Source organism: Citrobacter sp. Awk 4 (genome assembly GCF_028069725.1).
Lineage (GTDB): Bacteria > Pseudomonadota > Gammaproteobacteria > Enterobacterales > Enterobacteriaceae > Citrobacter_D.
In genome coordinates this window covers 90,683-109,651 of the sequence record NZ_JANEWG010000007.1, presented here as the reverse complement: position 1 = coordinate 109,651, position 18,969 = coordinate 90,683, and the positions used below count along the sequence as shown (strand labels likewise).

The window sequence follows — 18,969 nt, the reverse complement described above, 5'->3', positions numbered from 1 at the left end:
GCCGACAGATACCCCAATCAGGTTAGTTGGTCGTAAAAAAAGCAGGAATGATAAATTTGGTTGATATTTAACCGGGAAGAGGATGCATATGCATCCTCTGCAAGATAACGCGGTTGGCTTTGAAAAGACTGTGTTAGCGCAGGTAATCGCCCGCAGCTTCTGGCTGGTATTCAAGCTCCAGCACTTCAAGGTGCGTGGAGGTGCCACCTGGCAGCTCCCAGTGAATGGTGTCGCCAACGCGCAGACCTAACAGGGCAGCGCCAACCGGAGCCATCACCGACAATTGGCTGCTGCTGTCTGTCATGTTCGCCGGATAGACCAGCGTGCGGACGCGCGTCTCGCCGTCGGTAAGGTTACGGAATTTCACTCGACTGTTCATGGTCACGACGTTATGCGGCATCTCTTCTGGAGAACACATTTGGGCGCGATCCAGCTCTGCGTTTAACGCATCAGCAATCGGTAAACCGGCAAACGCAGGTTGCTCCAACAGGCGGTCGATGCGTTCGGCGTCGAGGTCGTTGATGATAATAGTTGGTCTGGACATTTATTACTCCATGTCGTCGATACTGCGAGTAGCGCAGGTAAATAATCCCAAAAGAAAACCCTCACCGTCTGGCGGCGAGGGTTTAGCTTTCCTGATGATACTGAGACTTACCCCTTCTTTGAAGTGATTTAGTTCACATTCAGGCAAATCCTTAACATTGATGGTGATTATATCACTGAGTGAATTTTAGTCGAAAAACGGGATCGTTCTCAAATTTGCATTATGCTTTTTAAGCGCTCGCCGCTGGCGGGTCCATACACTCAGCGTTCCCTTAAAGGAGACCTCATGAGCCTGTACGACAAACTCACGTTAAAAGATGGCAGTTACCTGTACTTTAAAGATTGGGGCAGCGGACAGCCCATCGTCTTTAGCCACGGCTGGCCGCTGACGGCAGATGCGTTCGAAGATCAGATGCTTTTTCTGGGTTCGAAAGGGTTTCGCGTGATTGCTCACGATCGTCGGGGTCATGGCCGGTCGGCGCAACCCTGGGACGGTCATCATATGGATCAATATGCCGATGACCTGGCCGAGCTGACGTCATATCTGAATTTAAAAGATGCCGTGCATGTTGGGCATTCGACTGGCGGTGGCGAGGTCGCGCGCTACATTGGCCGCCACGGGACACAGCGAGTCGCAAAAGCTGTACTTATCGGTGCCGTAACGCCCATCATGGTCAGGACAGATTTTAACCCCAACGGCGTACCGAAAGAGGTGTTCGATGGCATCCGACAAGGTGTCGTCAACGATCGCGCTGCCTTTTTCTATGAGCTTACCGCAGCGTTTTATGGCTACAACCGGGCCGGAGAAAAAGAGTCAAAAGCGGTGCGCGAGAGTTTTGTCGAGCAGGGGTTACAAGGGTCAATCAAAGCCCTGTACGACTGTATTAAGGCGTTTTCAGAAACCGACCTGCGGGACGATCTCAAAAGAATGACGATTCCGACGCTGGTTATTCATGGCGATGATGATCAAATCGTCCCGCTTGAAACATGCGGTAAAGCGGCGGCGGCGATGTTGCCTGACGCGCAATTGAAAATCTACGAAGGGGGGTCGCACGGTATTTGTACCACCCATAAACACCAGATTAATCAGGATCTGCTGACGTTTATCCAGTCATAATGGCTGACGGATTGTTCTGCGCTGATCCTCTTAACTCAACAGGGAGATGAGCGAAGCGCAATTGGCGTTAAACCGGTGCGGCTTATGCACCGGTTTCATGGTCTTAATATCCGACGCTATCCAGTATCAACCGTTTGCCACAGTTGCCGGGATGCGGTTGCGGTGCAAAAGAGGCGGCAGCCAGCGGCTTGTTGATGGCGTTTGCATGTAACGAAAATTGTATTTCCGTCAGGTAAGCAGGATTGCCGTGGCAGCTCAACTTCACCGCTTTGACGCTCTCTTTGCCCCAGCTTGCCGCCACGGCAGCATCAACGTCAGCGCGGCTGACGGTTTTGCCATAATGATTTCTCAGAAAATCACCCAGCGCGCTGCGCTTAACCTCGTTATTCAGGCGCACCATTGTGTTGAAATAGGCATTCGGGTCAAAACCAAAACAGGCGCCGTGTTTGGCGTATTCGTAGCGTTCAAGGCAAGAGCTTCCTCCCGCACCGGGCATTACCGCGCTCAACTTCGCGGCGCTTTCCAGCGACAGCCCTGTTTGGGGGGCGGCACATTTACGGCTGGCGCGGGCTTCCGGCAGGTTTGGGATTGGGCGGGTCGCGCAGCCGTATCGTATCCATCGGCGTTCATCCACGCCTCTGACGGCGATGGATTTAGGCAAACCTGGCCACAGTCCATGCACGGTCAGATAATCGGCTTTGTCCTGCGTTTCTTTTTGCAGGCGGCATTCGTCAGGCTCCTGACGCTGGCGTTCATGCTGGCTTTGGCAAAAACCGGTTTGCCAGGAGAGCGCCAACACATAGCGGTCGAAATCTCCGTATTGTTTCGCCTGAAGTTCGTCGGCTTTCACTGTAGATACCGGAAGCAGAAATGCGGCCAGTAGGGGACTGTAGCGCCATATTGGTTTCATGATTAATTCTGATATATAGAAATACTGTATATCTTCTATTTAACCATAAAAAATGCCAGTCAGGTTTATCTGACTGGCATCATTTTCAGACGGCGATCGGGAAGAAGATTAGCTCCACAGAGCCAGAATCGGCCACCCTACCAACAGCAGCATCGCGATATAGATGACACCAAAAATCGCGCCCAGACGCCAGTAGTCTTTGGATTTCACATAGCCACAGCCGTAAATGATGACGCCAGGGCCTGTCGCGTAAGGCGTCAGACAGCCCATGATACCGATGGACAGAACCAGCAGAATACAAAGGTGTTCCATCGGCACGCCTGGGATACCTTTACCTACCGCCAGAATAACCGGCAGCATGGTTGCGGTATGTGCGGAGAGGCTGGCGAACAGGTAGTGTGCAAAATAGAACACCAGCACCAGAACAATCACCGTTGCGTTAGGCGAGAAACCTTCCAGGTGAGAACTCATGGTGGAAGCGAACCAGTCGATGAAGCCGGAGCGGGTCAGACCATTCGCCATTACCACCAGCGTCGCGAGGTTGACCAGCGTGTTCCACGCGCTGTTATAGCGGGTAATGTCTTTCCACGGCACCACATGCAGAGCCAGCATCAGGGAGACGGCCAGCAGACCAACGGCGGTCGCGTCGATCATTTCACCGCCAAAGACCCACAGACCTAAGCTCAGCAGTACCAGACCGATCAGTGTTAACTCTTTGCGGGTCAGATTGCCCATGGTTTTCAGCTCTTCACCGGCCCAGGTGGCAACTTCCGCGCTGTGGGTGACTTCCGGTTTGTAGAGTACGTATGAGAGCCACGGGGCAACGATCAGCAGGATGATACCGACCGGCAGGAAGCTCAGGAACCATTGCAGCCAGCTAATTTGGATACCCGCAATTTTGCTGACGAATTCCAGACCCAGTACGTTCGGCGCCGCGCCGGTGACGAACATGGAAGAGCTGAGGCTGGTACTGATCACCATCATCCACATCAGATACCCACCGATACGGCGTGCGGAAGGATCGTTAGGGAATGATTTAAACAGCGGCGGCAGGTTTTTGATTACCGGGAATACAGTCCCACCGGTTCGCGCCGTGTTAGAGGGAGTAAACGGCGCCAGCATGATGTCAATGATAACAATGGCATAGCCCAGCGTCAGGGTACGCTTACCCATGAATTTCACCAGGAACAGCGCGATTCGACGTCCCAGGCCAGTCACTTCGTAACCCAGTGCGAAGATAAAGGCACCAAATACCAGCCATACCGTGGTACTGGAGAAACCGGCAAGCCCCCATTTCAACGCCTGTTTACCGGCATCAAAACTGGGGTTCGCCAGCTCTTTGGCATCAAACAGCAGGTAGTTGCTGCCAATCACGCAAATGGTAACGGCAATAAAACTGATGGCTGTCGCCGGAATCGGCTCCAGAATCATACCGACAATCATCGCCACAAAAACGGCGAAATAGTGCCAGGCTTGCGGGGGCATTCCATCAGGGACAGGGATAAGAAACATGACGCCCATGACTATCAATGGGGCCAACAACTTCCATATATTATCTTTAGATAAAGACATGAGTGATTCTCCGGAAAGGATCTTTTATGTAATTGTGTTAATGGTTAACTTGCGAAATTTGAGCTAAAAACCAGGTGACAATCAGTAGATCGGCGCAGCCCCCGGGGCTGAGGTTGCGTTCAATACACTGCTGGTCGAACTGCCGTAGTAAATGAAGATCGGCGGGGGTGCGTATTCCCCCGTTTTGCAGCAGACTCGTTGCCTGCTGCTGTAACCAGCGCAGCCCCTGCTCCCCACCGCGAGACGCGACGTTGGTATCTCCATTCATCGCCATCAGCAGCAGTAAGGTATCGAGTAACGCCAGTTCAGGATCTCGCCCCTGAGCCAGCAGAGCACGGTAGTGCGGCAGTGCATGATGAATCACCAGCGGGTAGCCTGCTTCCGCTTCACCTCGTGCACCAGTTAATCCCAGTTGTTGATAGAGACGCTGACCTGCTGTGAGTTGTTGATTGTTGTGGCGCAGTTCGCGCTGTGTCATGCCCGCGCAAAATGCGGCGGCGGTATGACAGAGCGTCTCAGGTGTTACCGGGGATTGTTGTTGATGGAGGCGACCCAGAGCGGCAAACAGCAATCCGAGTGAAAAAATGCTGCCTTTGTGCGTGTTCACCCCGGCGGTCGCGCGGAACATGTCCGTTTCGCAAGCCATTCCAATCGGACGCAAACCTTGCAGTACGTCTTCTGGCGGCATCTGCGCGCTGTAAGCACCATACTCGATAAAGCGTGGCAGCCAGGCCTGGATCGCCAGTGCGCTACGGTGGAAATCTTCCAGCGCCATATCTTTGTGCGCGCCACAGTTGAGGCGATCCACCAGACCGGGTTTGGGCGATAAATTCACCTCGGTCATCATGGCGCGCCATCCAAGCGTAGCCCAGCCCTCCAGTAATGAAGGGGACAGGGCGGGGATTGTGGTCGACGTTGCGTTATTGGGCATCATGCAGCAACGCCTCCATCTGAATGAGAAGATCGGAAAGCGCATGGGTTTTACCCCTCGCGCATTCAACGGCGTTTTGCTCGCACAGCAGACAGCGGCGGGGCGGAAGCGCAAAATCGCGACGGGACAATATTTCACCTTCTGGGGTCAACACATCGATGTCCCACAAACGTCCCAGCGGTGACTGATGTTCAAGTTCGATCGTGGCAAGCTTGATGTCGCGGGCCGGACCTTCAAGCGCAAACAGCGCTTCCGGCCCGCTGGCGGAAACTACGATGGACTGCTCCCTGATAACCCAGCCAGATTTCTGCATCATTGTGCGCAGAGCATTCACGCCGTGATTAAAGATGCCGCGAGTGACGTCGCTGTCTTTAATCGGCCCCGGCGCGACCACGGTAAAGGAAATCAGTGGTGTAGCGTGGCGCGTGAGCCAGGCGTGTTGCTTTGCTTGTCTCTCATCACGGCTGGCGAGCAACTCGGGAATAGAAACTGCATGATGGGTGGCGTTAACCGGGAGCAGGTGCATGGTTTATTCCTTCACCTGATGAACGACATCAATGACCGAACCGTCGCGGTAACGCACCACGGCAATAACACGGTCGGTGTATTCAATCGGGCGAGGCTGACCAGTGAGCAGTTGCGCGCGCTCGCGCAGCCATTCGATCGACACCACTTTCATTCCTGCTTCTTTCAGACGTTCGGCCAGTTCCGGACGGGCCGGGTTGACGGCGATACCGTGGTCTGTCACCAGAATGTCAACGCTGGAACCCGGGGTTACACAGGTGGTCACATTGTCTACCAGCGTCGGGATACGACCACGTACCAGCGGAGCGACGATAATAGACAGCGCTGCGGCAACGGCGGTATCGCAGTGACCACCGGATGCACCACGTAAGACGCCGTCAGAACCGGTCAGCACGTTAACATTGAAGTGGGTATCCACTTCCAGCGCGCTCAGTACCACGACATCCAGGCGATCAACCGAGGCACCTTTAGAACCCCAATTGGCATACTGGTTGGCGCTGATTTCGATGTGATTCGGGTTGCGGGCCAGTGATTCGGCGGCATTACGGTCAAAGCTTTGTACATCCAGCAGCTTGCGGATAAGCCCCTTCTCATGCAGATCAACGATAGTGGCGGTGATCCCTCCCAGCGCGAAATCGGCGCGAATATCGCGGCTGCGCATTTTGTCTTCCAGGAAACGGGTGACGGCAAGAGAAGCGCCGCCGGTTCCGGTTTGCAGGGAGAATCCTTCTTTGAAGTAGCCAGAATTGGCGATCACTTCTGCCGCGCTGCGGGCAATCAGCAGTTCGCGCGGATTGGTCGTCATGCGGGTCGCATCAGCGCCGATTTTATCGGCATCGCCAACCTGGTCGATCTGCACGATGAGATCTACCTGATCCTGAGCAATGCTGGCCGGGTTATGTGGATAGGGCAGTAACGCTTCAGTCAGCAGCACGACCTGTTTCGCATTTTCGGCATCGACTTTCGCATAGCCGAGAGAACCGCAACAGGCTTTACCGGTATAACCATTGGCGTTACCGAAAGGATCGCAGGAGGGAACCCCGAGGAATGCCACATCAATACTCAATTCACCGCTTTGTACGAGGTGTACACGACCGCCATGTGAGTGGATTTGCACGGGTTCTTCTAGCAACCCGCGGGAAATTTCTTCCGCCAGCGGCCCGCGCAGACCGGAGGTATAAATACGGCTGACCACACCTTTGCGGATATGACCGACCAGCGGCGCGTGGCAGTCGCTCAGCGAACTGGAGGCCAGAGTCAGATTTTTAAAGCCCATTCTGGCGATCGTCTCCATGACCAGATTGATCGTCAGGTCACCGCCACGGAAAGCGTGATGGAAAGAGATGGTCATACCGTCTTGCAAACCGGAACGGCGAATGGCTTCTTCGAGATCGGCACACAGTTTTTTGTTGCGCGGTTTTTGCGCCTGCAAGTTCTGTTTTGAGCTGCTCTGGTAAGTGGAAAGTTCACTTTCAGCGCGGCGACTCCAGGTCGTTACCCGTTCTTGTCGTTGAAGTTGTTCGATTTTCTGCGTCATTTTATTTGCCTTATTCTTCGCGGATGCCGGAAAGTTCTGCGCGGGAAAGCACCAGACGAGCACGTTCAATGACCGGGCTGTCTACCATTTTGCCGTTCAGAGAAACGACGCCACGGCCTTCACGGGCAGCGGCTTCAGCGGCCTCTACCACCAGACGGGCGTGGGTCACTTCTTTCTGAGTCGGGGCATACAGGTTGTGCAGCAGTTCAATCTGACGTGGGTTAATGAGCGATTTGCCATCAAAACCCAACTGCTTGATATGCGAAGCTTCATGCAGGAAACCCGCTTCGTTATTGGCATCGGAATAGACAGTGTCAAACGCCTGAATACCGGCGGAACGCGCGGCCTGCAAAATGGAGCATCGGGCAAACAGAAGCTCGGTACCTTCTGGCGAACGCTCGGTACGCAGGTTACGTACGTAGTCTTCCGCGCCTAGCGCAATACCGATCAAGCGTTCAGAAGCATGCGCAATTTCGACCGCGCGGGTGATGCCCAGCGGCGATTCCACTGCGGCCAGCAGGCCAGTGCTGCCAGCTTCACGACCACAGGTTTTCTCAATACGCAGGATCTCTTTTTCAATATCGATAACATCCTGAGCCGTATCGGTTTTTGGTAAACGCACAATATCGGCGCCGCCGCGGACAACGGCTTCCAGGTCGTTGATACCCCATTCAGACTCCAGGGCATTGACGCGCACAATGGTTTCAATATCGCGATAAAGCGGATGTTGCAGGGCGTGGTACACCAGACGACGCGCGGCATCTTTTTCACGCAGTGCAACGGAGTCTTCCAGATCGAACATCAGCGCATCTGCCGGATAGATGAACGAATTGCTGATCATGGCGGCATTGGCGCCAGGCACGAACAGCATGCTGCGACGGGTGCGGGATTTACGTTGTTGTAAGGAGGCGGAAATCATTGGCGATCCTCCCAGGGCAGAGCCTGAATACCGCTGGCGCGCGCCAGCAGTGTTTCCAGTCGGGCGCGTAAAATGCAGTCCAGCGCGCCTTTATCATCGACATTCAGCTGTACGCCGCGCACATCGTAGCGTGAGAGCACCTCCAGAATGGTCGTGCGGATAGCATCGCCAAACTGTTTTTCAACACTGCTGCTGATTTGCAGGTCGATTTCCTGCGTGTCGAGCGGAGCGATGCGTATCATCACATCTCCAGACTCAAGTGTGCCGGCGACGGCTGCCTGGTTTATTTTCATTTTTCACCTGTTTCTAATGCGGGGGTCTTTTGGCGGACTGTCGCGCTGGATGGACTGCGCTCAAGCATGTTCTGCAGATAGTGCAGAGTGGCTTCAGGCACCAGCGGCGCGATAGCCGTGAGATCTTTTTTAACCAGCAGCTTGCGTACCCAGGAGGCGGAAATCGGCATCTCCTGAAAACGCAGCCGCTCAATTTCCACCAACTCAATGGGTGGGGCGGGAAGCGTGGGCGTCTCCAGCCAGTAACGCATATCGTGGTTGTACTGAGAGGTGACGGTACAAAACGGTTCAGTACCCACGAAACGGTGGGTGACGCCCAGTGCGGGCGCCAGGTACTGACGGAAAATCTTCAGGTCGATTTCGGTGTAGCAGTGGTTGATAACACTCTGCTCTTTGATGAAATAGCACGGGAAGGTGGCGCGAGAGATGATGTATTCGGAGCCACGATGGACGGTTAATCGTGGGATATCCGCAGTCCCTTTGAGCACTAAATCAAATCGGTCTTCGTATGGGAAACGGGATGTATCTTCTTTGACTAAGAATACATGGAGCCAGTCGCATTGTGCTGCCGCTTGTTGGATCAGGTAGCGGTGGCCGTTTGTGAACGGATTGGCATTCATCACGATGCAGCCAATTTTTTTTCCGTCCTGCCGCTGTTTTGCCAGTGATTCAGCGTAGCGTTTTAACCGTGTGGTGCTGTTTTCCATCAGCACCATCACGCCTGGTACGCGGGTCAGCGTAGAGAAACCACACTGCTTAAACAGTGCTTCGTATTCGGTTTTTGTATAGATGAAGAGATGCGTGCAGTGTCTTTCATAGGCGAGATTGATAAGCTCAGTCGCCAGCGTTAATGCTAAACCTTCGCCACGAACGGATTCGCTGATGGCTACGCATTTTATGATATTTCCAGCAATACCACCGCAGGCGATCAGACGATCGTCGCGCATAACAGTAATGAATATTTCAACGGTGGTATCCACGCTGAGATCATTCTCTTTCAAAAATTGCGTGATTGCCGCCATTTTTATATTTTCAGAGCGTTTTACTTGCGTGAATACATTATTTCCAAACATAGTGAAAAGAGTCCTGAAGATATATATTGTTGCTGGATTTCTGCATTTGTTGTGCAATGTTGCTAATTGGCAACATTTTGTTCACGTCACGGGTTTTGGCATTTTTTATTATCTGTGAGTTCACTTTTACCCTGACGCATACATCGTAAGGAGTATTTAATAGATAAATTTTGATTTATTTCACAAAGAGTTAGATGGTTTTTATGTGTTTTATGGTTTTAAGTTATTTAATTAATCTTACTGTCTTTTAAGGCGTGGTTTTAATTTGTTTAATTGATTTAAGGTGGGGAATCTGTAACGATCTTCAATTACTCTCTTCTTCCGGAAGAAAACATTTTTATTACAACTATGCGTTAAATGTACCGGTTGACATACGTAAGGAACAATAATGCCAGTTCATAAAAATAAAAAGCGGTTTCTTTTTTTTCAGCGCCTTGCGTTCCCGTTACGTATTTTTCTCCTTATTCTGGTGGTTTCAGTTTTTATCATCGCGGCTCTGGCCCGGTATTTTTCTGCAAGTTTCGAGGACTATCTGGTCACCCATGTCAGGGATATGGCAATGAACCAGGCGAAGATCATTGCCTCGAATGACAGCATTATCTCTGCCGTCGAACATCGTGATTACTCACGGTTAGCCAGCATTGCGGATAAACTGCAGAGCGATACCGATTTTGATTATGTGGTGATCGGCGATCGCAATTCGATCCGTCTCTACCATCCGAACCCGGAAAAAATTGGTCAACCGATGCAGTTCACCAAACCCGGCGCACTTGAAAAAGGTGAAAGCTATTTCATTATGGGGAAGGGATCTATCGGGATGGCGATGCGCGCCAAGACACCGATATTCAATGATAGCGGTCAGGTGATCGGTGTTGTGTCGATTGGTTATCTGGTCAGCAAAATCGACAGCTGGCGACTGGACTTTTTATTACCAATGGCGGGCGTATTTGTCCTGTTATTGCTGCTATTGATGTTACTTTCGTGGCTTTTTGCTTCCCATATTCGCCGCCAGATGTTGGGGATGGAGCCAAAGCAAATCGCGCGCGTGGTTCGTCAGCAGGAGGCGCTGTTTAGTTCCGTTTATGAAGGGCTGATTGCCGTTGACCCTGATGGGTTTATCACCGCCATTAACCGCAGCGCCCGGAAAATGCTGGGGTTGGCTTCTCCCGGGAGGCAGTGGCTGGGAAAACCGATTGAAGACGTTGTGAAACCTGCGGATTTCTTCACTCAGGAGATTGCGGAGAAACGCCAGGATGTGATGGCCAATTTTAATGGGCTCAGTGTGATTGCTAACCGCGAGGCGATTCGCTCTGGTGATGAACTGCTTGGGGCGATCATCAGCTTTCGCAGCAAAGATGAGATTGCTACTCTTAACGCACAGTTGACCCAAATTAAACAGTATGTCGAGAGCCTCAGAACTCTGCGCCATGAACATCTCAACTGGATGTCCACGCTCAATGGTTTGCTGCAAATGAAGGAGTATGATCGCGTCCGGGAGATGGTGCAGGGGGAATCGCAGGCGCAGCAGCAGCTTATCGACAGCTTGCGTAGCGCGTTTGCCGATCGTCAGGTCGCCGGTTTACTGTTTGGTAAAGTGCAGCGTGCGCGGGAGTTGGGACTCCAGATGACGATTGTCCCCGGTAGCCAGCTACACCAGCTTCCGGAAGGGCTTGATAGCACGGAGTTTGCGGCGATTGTCGGGAATCTGCTCGATAATGCTTTTGAAGCCAGTTTGCGAACTCCGCAAGGAAATAATGTCGTTGAGCTCTTTTTGAGTGATGAAGGGGATGAAGTCGTCATCGAAGTTGCCGATCAGGGCTGTGGCGTTCCTGAGACATTGCGCGAAAAAATATTCGAACAGGGGGTCAGTACGCGAACTGACGAGCCTGGAGAGCATGGCATTGGACTGTATTTGATTGCAAGTTATGTGGGGCGCTGTGGGGGGATCATTACGCTGGAAGATAATGATCCTTGCGGCACCTTGTTTTCTCTATTTCTTCCGAAAGTGAAAAAAAACAATGACGGAACCATTAAGCATACTGATCGTTGAGGATGAAACGCTGCTGGCGGAAATGCATGCGGAATATATTCGCCATATTCCGGGTTTTAACCAGATCTGGCTTGCAGGGAATCTGGCGCAGGCCCGGATGATGATTGAGCGTTTTAAGCCAGGGTTAATTTTGCTGGATAACTATCTGCCAGACGGAAAGGGCATCACGTTACTCCATGAATTGATGCAGTCACGCTATCCTGGCGGCGTCGTCTTTACCACGGCGGCCAGCGATATGGATACGGTCTCTGAGGCCGTACGCAGTGGGGCGTTTGATTATCTGATCAAACCGATTGCCTATGAGCGACTTGGTCAAACGTTGACGCGGTATCAGCAACGCAGACGCATGCTGGCGGGTAACGACAGTGCCAGTCAGAGGCAAATTGACGAAATGTTTAATGCCTATGCCCGGGGAGAACCTAAAGGCGATCTGCCTACGGGTATTGATGCATTAACACTTAATGCGGTACTCAAGCTGTTCAGCGATCCGACGGTTCAACATACCGCAGAAACCGTAGCGCAGACGCTGACCATCAGCCGGACGACCTCCAGGCGCTATCTGGAATACTGCGCAGGTCGCCATCTGATTATTGCAGAGATTGTTCACGGTAAGATTGGCAGGCCGCAACGCATCTACCACGGTGGTTGATTCGGCTATACCGGATAGCGGTGCAATGAGCGTCGCTACCCGGCATTTATGCGTTAGCCGCCAATGATCGCGGATGAGGCTGGTACCATGATTTCCGTGGCGACGATAACGATCAGCAATCCTACCATCACCGGGACAGATGTCCGCTTAACCACTTCAAAGGGAGAGATTTTCGCCATACCGGCAACCGCAACGACCACGCCGGATACCGGAGAAATAGTACGTCCCAGATTTGACGCCTGCAGCATGGGAATCGACAGATAAGCCGGGTTAATGCCGGAAGAGTGCGCCAGTTTCGGGATCATCTCCACGAAGGCATAGAAAGGCGCATTACCGGAACCCGTTGTCATGGCCGCGAGCATGGTCAAAATCACGAGGACCAGCATCAGAATAATGCTTGCTGAGCCAAAGGAGGTGGCGATAGAGATCAGACTCTGAATAAAACCGATGGTGCTCAGACCCTGAGCGAAAACACCTGCCGCCACTAACAGCATAACCACGCCGGCAAAGGCGTCCGCCATTCCCCGATATGCCACTTCCAGCCCGGAAAATACTTTTTGGGTATTGAAACCACGAACAAATTCCAGCAAGGCCGCGAATAACATGCAGCCAACCAGGATAGTAATAATGTGCAGTTGTGGGCCCCATTTGCCATCAAATACCAGAACGCCAATGATCGGGGTAAAGGGCAGTATCGCGTAAAAAGAAGGGGCGCTGGTGGTGATTTCATTCACATCGAGCATTTCATGTGAAATATTCTCTTTTTTATCCAGATAACGCTGCCAGAAAAAATGGGCGATCGCCATGCCGATAATGGCGGCGATTGAGATAGGCAGCGTCGTTTTAAATGCAAAATCGATTAACGGCATTTCCGCTGCTTTTGCGGCCAATACAACATCACCAGAGGTCGGTGAGAGGATAATCGCAGCCGGGGAGGCACAAATTGCGGCGGCTGCGCCACGGCTGATACCGACGTTGACCATCACAGGGAAGAGGGTCGCCATCAGCAGTACGCCAAGCCCTGTTGCGGAGGACACGGCCAGCGACATCAGGCAGGCAACAAAATAAGCGGCGATCATCAGTAAATAGGGCGAGTTGATATACTTCAAAGGTTTAGACGCTAATTTGACGACCATATCGTTGGCACCAATATGTGTCATATACGCGGCGAAACCACACAGCATCATGATCATCATGCCGAGATCGCCGCCGCGACTCATCAGCAGAATTTTAATATATTCAACGATATCTGTAGCTGTATAGCCTGTACCCGTTTCACTGGCGGGTAAAACTTTATGCCCCATGATCGCACTAATAATCAGCAGTACCAACCCACCAACAAATAATACACCGGTGGCTGAGTAGCCTTTAATGATGTAGCGCGCTACACCCACAATAACCATAACCCCTATAAGGAGTTCAATAAATGTCAACATTATTTCCCCTGTCGCATGGACACCCAGAAAGTGAAAACGAAGTAAATGATTTCAAAATAGTGTAAAAATGTGCCGAATAAACGGCATTCTCTTGCTGATTGAAATCAATAAAAAGACGAATTCAACGCTGGGTAACCTTTTTTTTAGACAAAACTGCGTTTGTTTTTAATTTGATGCAAAATTGATGTGTTTTTGTTAATTTTAAAATAACGATTGGATTTAAATAAAGTTAAGTCTATTTCCATGTGATTAAAAAGGTTATTTCTGAGCGTTATTCCTGCGAGGAAATACTATTGTAGACAATCGAGATCCAGCACTTTGCGATTTTTCTCAGTTCCATTTTTGTTAAGGTTTCATTTGAGTTGGCTTTGCTAAGATCGCCATCGAACCCAAGAATGGTAATTATATTGTGATTGTCGCTAAAAAATATCTTCTTATTTATTCATTGCTGTTTGCTCAACTGACTCTCCTGCCTCAGGTCTTTGCAGAAGATAAAGGGTGGTTTGATACACTGAAGGATAATGTTGCGCAAACCTGGCAACAGCCTGAACATTATGATCTTTATGTCCCAGCGATTACCTGGCATGCGCGATTCGCCTACGATAAAGAGAAAACGGATCGTTACAATGAACGTCCGTGGGGCGCAGGGTTTGGCCAATCTCGCTGGGATGATAAAGGTAACTGGCACGGTCTTTATATTATGGCCTTTAAGGATTCTTACAATAAATGGGAGCCGATCGGGGGCTATGGTTGGGAAAAAACCTGGCGACCATTAGCAGATGAGAATTTTCATATGGGGTTAGGTTTTACGGCGGGTGCCACGGCGCGTGATAACTGGAAGTATATCCCTGTTCCCGTTTTATTACCGTTGGCTTCTATTGGCTATGGACCCGCGACGTTCCAGATGACTTACATCCCTGGGACCTATAACAACGGGAATGTCTACTTTGCATGGATGCGCTTTCAGTTCTGATGCCTGAATCTCGGACTTTTCCCAGGTAAAAAAGATCAACAAAAACAAAGTGTAACGACATCACTCTAAAAAATAACGCGACATTTATCACTTTTTGGCAAAGTTCGACTGGACAAAATGCACCACAATTGATGTACTGATACCCGACACAGCATTTGTGTCTATTTTTCATGTAAAGGTAATTTTGATGTCTAAGATTAAAGGTAACGTTAAGTGGTTTAATGAGTCCAAAGGATTCGGTTTCATTACTCCGGAAGATGGCAGCAAAGACGTGTTCGTACACTTCTCTGCAATCCAGACCAATGGTTTTAAAACTCTGGCTGAAGGTCAGCGCGTAGAGTTCGAAATCACTAACGGTGCCAAAGGCCCTTCTGCTGCAAACGTAACCGCTCTGTAAGCATACGACAGCAAGAATTCAAAACCCGCTTAATTGCGGGTTTTTTTTCGTCTTTAGTGTGCTGGAGACGTTGAAAAAAGCCAGAAAGCCATTGCCGTCATCGCAAAAGACCCTAACAGGTTGACCAGCATGTTGAGCATAGCCCAGCCGAAACGCCCTTCCTGTAGTAGAAAAACGACTTCAGCTGAGAAAGTAGAGAATGTCGTTAAGCCACCGCAAAAACCCGTGGTGATGAGTACTTTCCACATCGTGTCGATATTCGTCATGCGATTGAACCACGCAAGCCCCATACCAATGATAAAAGCACCCAATAAGTTCGCCACGAGTGTGCCAACCGGGATCGCCTGATGCAGCGGGTTAAACCGCATACTCAACAACCAGCGAGCAACGCTACCTGTACCACCACCGATAAAAACTGCTAAAAGAAGTTGTAACACAACACAATCCTGCTATTTGATTGGTATAGGGGTGAGTGTAACGCTGAATAATCCTCTTTGGCGAGTTCAACAAACGTAAGTGGAGGGAATATGTTCGTTGCAGCAGGGCAGTTTGCGGTGAGTCCCTTGTGGGAGAAAAATGCACAAACATGCGTCTCCTTGATGTCTCAGGCGGCAGAAAATGGGGCGGCGTTGCTGGTGTTGCCTGAGGCGTTATTGGCTCGTGACGATCTTGACCCCGACTTGTCGGTAAAATCGGCACAACTTTTGGAAGGGGGCTTTTTGACCTGCTTACTACGGGAAAGCGCCAAAAATGCCATGACGACCATTCTGACCCTTCATGTTCCCTCCACACCGGGACGGGCATTTAACATGCTGGTCGCCCTACGAGCAGGCAAGATTGTTGCGCATTACGCAAAGCTTCATCTTTACGATGCCTTCGCGATACAAGAATCCCGCAATGTGGACGCAGGAGACGTCATTGCGCCGCTGCTGGAGGTTGATGATATGAAAGTTGGTTTAATGACTTGTTATGATTTGCGCTTTCCTGAGCTGGCACTGGCTCAGGCGCTTCAGGGCGCAGAAATGCTGGTGCTTCCTGCGGCGTGGGTCAGAGGAACGCTTAAAGAGCATCATTGGTCAACGTTATTGGCTGCCAGAGCGCTGGACACAACATGCTATATGGTTGCTGCAGGGGAGTGCGGCAACAAAAATATTGGTCAAAGCCGTATTATTGATCCGTTTGGCGTCACGATAGCCGCCGCCGCCGAGACGCCGACATTGATTATGGCGGAGGTTTCCGCGCAACGGGTTCGCCAGGTCCGGGCGCAACTCCCGGTGTTACATAACCGACGATTTGCGCCACCGCAATTATTATGACGTTTTTTTAAACAATGCTTGATTCACCTTGTTACAGATTGCTATTGTGTGCGCGCGCCAAAAGACCGTTACAATTTTCTGGTTAATACGGCGCGTTACGCAGCCTGTTTTAAGTTAAGAAGGTATCTATGGGTGAGATTAGTATTACCAAACTGCTGGTGGTTGCCGCACTGGTTGTTCTGCTGTTTGGTACCAAGAAGTTACGTACGCTGGGTGGAGACCTGGGATCGGCAATTAAAGGCTTCAAGAAAGCGATGAACGATGAAGATGCCGGAGCGAAGAAAGACGCAAGCGGCGACGTTCATGCAGAGAAACTCTCTCATAAAGAGTAATACCCGGAGCAGGATGTCCGTACGTTATACTCTACAGAGAAAAAAACCGGCGATTTGCCGGTTTTTTTTGTCTGAAATGTAAGTGAGTGTTACGCGATCACTTAACTTCCAGCCCTTTTGCCTGCAGGTCTGCATGGTAAGAGGAACGAACAAACGGTCCGCATGCGGCATGGGTAAAGCCCATCGCCATTGCTTCCGCTTTCATCTCCTCAAACTCATCGGGGCTGACATAACGCTGCACTGGCAGATGGTGACGACTTGGCTGCAGATACTGACCCAGCGTCAGCATGGTCACGCCATGACGACGTAAATCACGCATAACCTCAATGATTTCAGCGTTAGTTTCACCCAGACCGACCATCAGGCCCGATTTAGTTGGGATCTCCGGATGCGCTTCTTTGAAGCGTTCCAGTAACTTCAGGGACCAATTGTAGTCAGCCCCCGGGCGCACCTGACGATAGATACGCGGAACGTTTTCAAGGTTATGATTAAATACATCCGGCGGCGTTGCTGTGAGGATCTCCAGCGCGCGATCCATACGGCCACGGAAGTCCGGTACCAGCGTCTCAATTTTGATCGTCGGGCTTTTCTCGCGAATCGCCGTAATACAATCAGCAAAGTGCTGAGCACCGCCATCACGCAGATCGTCGCGATCGACGGAGGTGATGACAACATAGCGTAATGCCATATCAGCAATCGTCTGCGCCAGTTTTGACGGTTCGTTGGCGTCCGGGGCGACCGGTCGTCCATGCGCAACGTCACAGAACGGACAACGGCGGGTACAAATTGCGCCGAGGATCATGAACGTCGCGGTACCGTGATTGAAACATTCAGCCAGGTTAGGGCAGGAGGCTTCCTCGCAGACAGAATGCAGGCCATTCTTGCGCATTGCTGCTTTGATGCCCTGAATACGAGTGGAGTCCGCTGGAAGCTTTATTTTCATCCATTCCGGTTTACGCAGCAGGGCTTCACGCTCTGTTGCCACATTTTTAACCGGGATAAGGGCCATCTTATCGGCATCGCGGTATTTAACACCGCGTTCCATCACAATGGGTTTACTCATAGCGTGCGTGTTCCAGTTGCGAATAACGAAGGAAAGCGTTTCAATTCAAGGAAATGTTGTATTTATCAACTATTTTTGAATTATCTATACGCAGTATATCATTGAAACGGGCCATAAAGCAGCCTGAGTGGTCGGCAAAATGTAAAATAGTTGTTGTTTTGTGCTCTTCATCCACCCTTGCTGATGGCTAAGCTGCAACATCTTCACAGCGGAAAGCATCGCGTATGATGTCGATAACGTTCTCAAGAATAGGATCGCGCAGGCTCACTTTGTTGTAATGCAATGAAAATGCGATTTTTTCATTGTTAAGAGCAGTGTAAGGAATATTTTTAAGCGACCAGCAATGGCTAAACAACGAGTAAAAGCGTGTTGGCATCATGCCAATTACGTCGCTGTTCGCAATCATCGACGCGATAGTAAAGATGTTGTAGCTGCTAAAGCTGACCTGCCGTTCCGGGAACATCTCTTGCAGACGTTGGCGTAGCGGGTGCATATTCTGACCTTCCAGCATGAGCAGGGTATGCTCTGCATTCTTCAGGTTGTCTTCGCCAGGTGATGCTGAAAACAACGGGTGATCCTGACGGCAGACGAGCTCCATAGTGTCTGTAAACAAGACGTGGCGGTGTATTGCCTGATTGCTATAGGTGTGGTTGTCGATGATCAGGTCAGTCTGAAACTGGGTCAGTTGGTTTTCCGCGTCGCTGATGGGAATGTTGCGCAGCAGAAGTTGCGGGTAACGCGCTCTGATGGCGTTGTAGATTTCTGGCATCACCAGCGCGCCGACCGAAGGGGTTGTGCCTATGGTAATCGTGCGTTGCTTATCGTAACTACCCGTCAGATCCAGTGCCCCAAGAATCGATTCCAGCCCCTGGCTAATATACTCGTGCAGGTGGGTGGCGTAAGTGGTGGGCGTTACGCCCTGACCCTTTCTAATAAATAAGGGGTCCGGGAATATCGTCCGTAGTTTTTGAATAGATTGGCTAATTGCAGACGGCGTCAGGTTGAGAATTTTGGCGGCATTAACAATGCCTTTATGGACATAGACCGCTTCAAAAATAGTCAAAAGATTCAGGTCGATATTTCTTAGCGTCTTGAATATTTGAGGCTTTTCTTCTAACTGATGTGTAGGGGAACGTTTTTCAGACAGATTATTGTCATTCACTTTTTTGCTCCGAAATCATTCGTTATATGAATGATGTAATAAGTGTAATATTCTTGATTTATATTTTAGAGTGAAAGTTAATCAATGTTTTATTCTGCATTTATTTCAATAAGATAGCTGAGGGAATATTATTTTTCCATATAGCCCGTCATTCCATCATGCGATTGGATG

The 18,969-nt window shown here is 50.6% G+C and carries 20 protein-coding genes; 7 read left to right on the top strand and 13 right to left on the bottom strand.

Annotated features, from left to right (window positions below):
- Positions 1-133: 133 nt before the first annotated feature.
- Positions 134-544, bottom strand: a complete 411-nt coding sequence (gene rnk, locus NNO04_RS04685) for a nucleoside diphosphate kinase regulator (protein WP_271443683.1) — start codon at positions 542-544, stop codon at positions 134-136.
- Positions 545-829: 285 nt separating this feature from the next.
- Between rnk and NNO04_RS04680 the strand changes: the two genes are divergently transcribed.
- Complete coding sequence (locus NNO04_RS04680; RefSeq protein ID WP_271443682.1) at positions 830-1,660, top strand: alpha/beta fold hydrolase; 831 nt, start codon at positions 830-832, stop codon at positions 1,658-1,660.
- Positions 1,661-1,763: 103 nt separating this feature from the next.
- Here NNO04_RS04680 and rna read toward each other — a convergent pair whose 3' ends face one another.
- From rna to citC, 8 genes are all read right to left on the bottom strand, one after another.
- Positions 1,764-2,570, bottom strand: a complete 807-nt coding sequence (rna, locus tag NNO04_RS04675; RefSeq protein ID WP_271443681.1) for a ribonuclease I — start codon at positions 2,568-2,570, stop codon at positions 1,764-1,766.
- 108 nt (positions 2,571-2,678) lie between these two features.
- Positions 2,679-4,142 (bottom strand): citrate/succinate antiporter CitT, encoded by a 1,464-nt coding sequence (citT, locus tag NNO04_RS04670; RefSeq protein WP_271443680.1) that lies wholly within the window; start codon positions 4,140-4,142, stop codon positions 2,679-2,681.
- 37 nt (positions 4,143-4,179) lie between these two features.
- Complete coding sequence (citG, locus tag NNO04_RS04665; protein ID WP_442870728.1) at positions 4,180-5,076, bottom strand: triphosphoribosyl-dephospho-CoA synthase CitG; 897 nt, start codon at positions 5,074-5,076, stop codon at positions 4,180-4,182.
- Entirely contained in the window at positions 5,063-5,599 is a 537-nt protein-coding gene (gene citX / locus NNO04_RS04660; RefSeq protein WP_271443679.1) for a citrate lyase holo-[acyl-carrier protein] synthase, read from the bottom strand. The genes citG and citX overlap by 14 nt, the downstream gene beginning before the upstream one ends.
- Before the next feature lie 3 nt (positions 5,600-5,602).
- Positions 5,603-7,135, bottom strand: a complete 1,533-nt coding sequence (gene citF, locus NNO04_RS04655; RefSeq protein WP_271443678.1) for a citrate lyase subunit alpha — start codon at positions 7,133-7,135, stop codon at positions 5,603-5,605.
- 10 nt (positions 7,136-7,145) lie between these two features.
- Positions 7,146-8,054 carry a citrate (pro-3S)-lyase subunit beta gene (citE, locus tag NNO04_RS04650; RefSeq protein WP_271443677.1) on the bottom strand — a complete coding sequence of 303 codons (909 nt, stop codon included), beginning with the start codon at positions 8,052-8,054 and terminating at the stop codon, positions 7,146-7,148.
- Positions 8,051-8,347, bottom strand: coding sequence for a citrate lyase acyl carrier protein (gene citD / locus NNO04_RS04645; protein WP_271443676.1), 297 nt, complete (start codon positions 8,345-8,347; stop codon positions 8,051-8,053). The genes citE and citD overlap by 4 nt, the downstream gene beginning before the upstream one ends.
- Positions 8,344-9,420: a [citrate (pro-3S)-lyase] ligase gene (gene citC / locus NNO04_RS04640; RefSeq protein WP_271443675.1), complete on the bottom strand. Its 1,077-nt coding sequence runs from the start codon at positions 9,418-9,420 to the stop codon at positions 8,344-8,346. Before citC ends, citD begins: the two co-directional genes overlap by 4 nt.
- A gap of 388 nt (positions 9,421-9,808) precedes the next feature.
- Between citC and dpiB the strand changes: the two genes are divergently transcribed.
- Together dpiB and dpiA are read left to right on the top strand one after the other, a co-directional pair.
- The gene (gene dpiB, locus NNO04_RS04635) at positions 9,809-11,470 is read left to right on the top strand and encodes a sensor histidine kinase DpiB (protein ID WP_271443674.1); all 1,662 of its coding nucleotides are present in this window, start codon (positions 9,809-9,811) and stop codon (positions 11,468-11,470) included.
- Positions 11,439-12,119, top strand: a complete 681-nt coding sequence (dpiA, locus tag NNO04_RS04630) for a two-component response regulator DpiA (protein WP_271443673.1) — start codon at positions 11,439-11,441, stop codon at positions 12,117-12,119. The genes dpiB and dpiA overlap by 32 nt, the downstream gene beginning before the upstream one ends.
- Positions 12,120-12,172: 53 nt before the next feature.
- Here dpiA and dcuC read toward each other — a convergent pair whose 3' ends face one another.
- Positions 12,173-13,555: an anaerobic C4-dicarboxylate transporter DcuC gene (gene dcuC / locus NNO04_RS04625; protein WP_271443672.1), complete on the bottom strand. Its 1,383-nt coding sequence runs from the start codon at positions 13,553-13,555 to the stop codon at positions 12,173-12,175.
- Positions 13,556-13,964: 409 nt separating this feature from the next.
- Between dcuC and pagP the strand changes: the two genes are divergently transcribed.
- Positions 13,965-14,528 carry a lipid IV(A) palmitoyltransferase PagP gene (gene pagP / locus NNO04_RS04620; RefSeq protein WP_442870727.1) on the top strand — a complete coding sequence of 188 codons (564 nt, stop codon included), beginning with the start codon at positions 13,965-13,967 and terminating at the stop codon, positions 14,526-14,528.
- Positions 14,529-14,715: 187 nt separating this feature from the next.
- A complete protein-coding gene (gene cspE, locus NNO04_RS04615) occupies positions 14,716-14,925 on the top strand; it encodes a transcription antiterminator/RNA stability regulator CspE (RefSeq protein WP_000034826.1) in 210 nt (69 codons plus the stop codon).
- A gap of 53 nt (positions 14,926-14,978) precedes the next feature.
- On the opposite strand, the gene crcB is transcribed toward cspE, so the two are convergent.
- Positions 14,979-15,362: a fluoride efflux transporter CrcB gene (crcB, locus tag NNO04_RS04610; protein ID WP_271443671.1), complete on the bottom strand. Its 384-nt coding sequence runs from the start codon at positions 15,360-15,362 to the stop codon at positions 14,979-14,981.
- A 90-nt stretch (positions 15,363-15,452) separates the two neighbouring features.
- Here crcB and NNO04_RS04605 point away from each other — a divergent pair, with 90 nt between their 5' ends.
- Both NNO04_RS04605 and tatE read left to right on the top strand, forming a co-directional pair.
- On the top strand, positions 15,453-16,241 hold the full coding sequence (locus NNO04_RS04605) for a deaminated glutathione amidase (protein ID WP_271443670.1): 789 nt from the start codon (positions 15,453-15,455) through the stop codon (positions 16,239-16,241).
- A gap of 128 nt (positions 16,242-16,369) precedes the next feature.
- Positions 16,370-16,573, top strand: a complete 204-nt coding sequence (gene tatE, locus NNO04_RS04600; RefSeq protein ID WP_271443669.1) for a twin-arginine translocase subunit TatE — start codon at positions 16,370-16,372, stop codon at positions 16,571-16,573.
- A 97-nt stretch (positions 16,574-16,670) separates the two neighbouring features.
- Here the strand turns inward: tatE and lipA are convergent, their stop codons facing one another.
- The gene (gene lipA / locus NNO04_RS04595) at positions 16,671-17,636 is read right to left on the bottom strand and encodes a lipoyl synthase (RefSeq protein ID WP_271443668.1); all 966 of its coding nucleotides are present in this window, start codon (positions 17,634-17,636) and stop codon (positions 16,671-16,673) included.
- A gap of 187 nt (positions 17,637-17,823) precedes the next feature.
- A complete protein-coding gene (locus tag NNO04_RS04590; protein ID WP_271443667.1) occupies positions 17,824-18,798 on the bottom strand; it encodes a YbeF family transcriptional regulator in 975 nt (324 codons plus the stop codon).
- Between the last annotated feature and the right edge of the window lie 171 nt (positions 18,799-18,969).

Excerpts from the sequence above, each read along its gene's own strand:
- citG (WP_442870728.1), bottom strand. The coding sequence starts at position 5,076 with ATGATGCCCAATAACGCAACGTCGACCACAATCCCCGCCCTGTCCCCT.
- citD (WP_271443676.1), bottom strand. The coding sequence starts at position 8,347 with ATGAAAATAAACCAGGCAGCCGTCGCCGGCACACTTGAGTCTGGAGAT.
- rna (WP_271443681.1), bottom strand. The coding sequence starts at position 2,570 with ATGAAACCAATATGGCGCTACAGTCCCCTACTGGCCGCATTTCTGCTT.
- citX (WP_271443679.1), bottom strand. The coding sequence starts at position 5,599 with ATGCACCTGCTCCCGGTTAACGCCACCCATCATGCAGTTTCTATTCCC.
- dpiB (WP_271443674.1), top strand. The coding sequence starts at position 9,809 with ATGCCAGTTCATAAAAATAAAAAGCGGTTTCTTTTTTTTCAGCGCCTT.
- citC (WP_271443675.1), bottom strand. The coding sequence starts at position 9,420 with ATGTTTGGAAATAATGTATTCACGCAAGTAAAACGCTCTGAAAATATA.
- NNO04_RS04605 (WP_271443670.1), top strand. The coding sequence starts at position 15,453 with ATGTTCGTTGCAGCAGGGCAGTTTGCGGTGAGTCCCTTGTGGGAGAAA.
- citE (WP_271443677.1), bottom strand. The coding sequence starts at position 8,054 with ATGATTTCCGCCTCCTTACAACAACGTAAATCCCGCACCCGTCGCAGC.
- NNO04_RS04680 (WP_271443682.1), top strand. The coding sequence starts at position 830 with ATGAGCCTGTACGACAAACTCACGTTAAAAGATGGCAGTTACCTGTAC.
- citT (WP_271443680.1), bottom strand. The coding sequence starts at position 4,142 with ATGTCTTTATCTAAAGATAATATATGGAAGTTGTTGGCCCCATTGATA.
- dcuC (WP_271443672.1), bottom strand. The coding sequence starts at position 13,555 with ATGTTGACATTTATTGAACTCCTTATAGGGGTTATGGTTATTGTGGGT.
- dpiA (WP_271443673.1), top strand. The coding sequence starts at position 11,439 with ATGACGGAACCATTAAGCATACTGATCGTTGAGGATGAAACGCTGCTG.
- tatE (WP_271443669.1), top strand. The coding sequence starts at position 16,370 with ATGGGTGAGATTAGTATTACCAAACTGCTGGTGGTTGCCGCACTGGTT.
- rnk (WP_271443683.1), bottom strand. The coding sequence starts at position 544 with ATGTCCAGACCAACTATTATCATCAACGACCTCGACGCCGAACGCATC.
- lipA (WP_271443668.1), bottom strand. The coding sequence starts at position 17,636 with ATGAGTAAACCCATTGTGATGGAACGCGGTGTTAAATACCGCGATGCC.
- cspE (WP_000034826.1), top strand. The coding sequence starts at position 14,716 with ATGTCTAAGATTAAAGGTAACGTTAAGTGGTTTAATGAGTCCAAAGGA.
- citF (WP_271443678.1), bottom strand. The coding sequence starts at position 7,135 with ATGACGCAGAAAATCGAACAACTTCAACGACAAGAACGGGTAACGACC.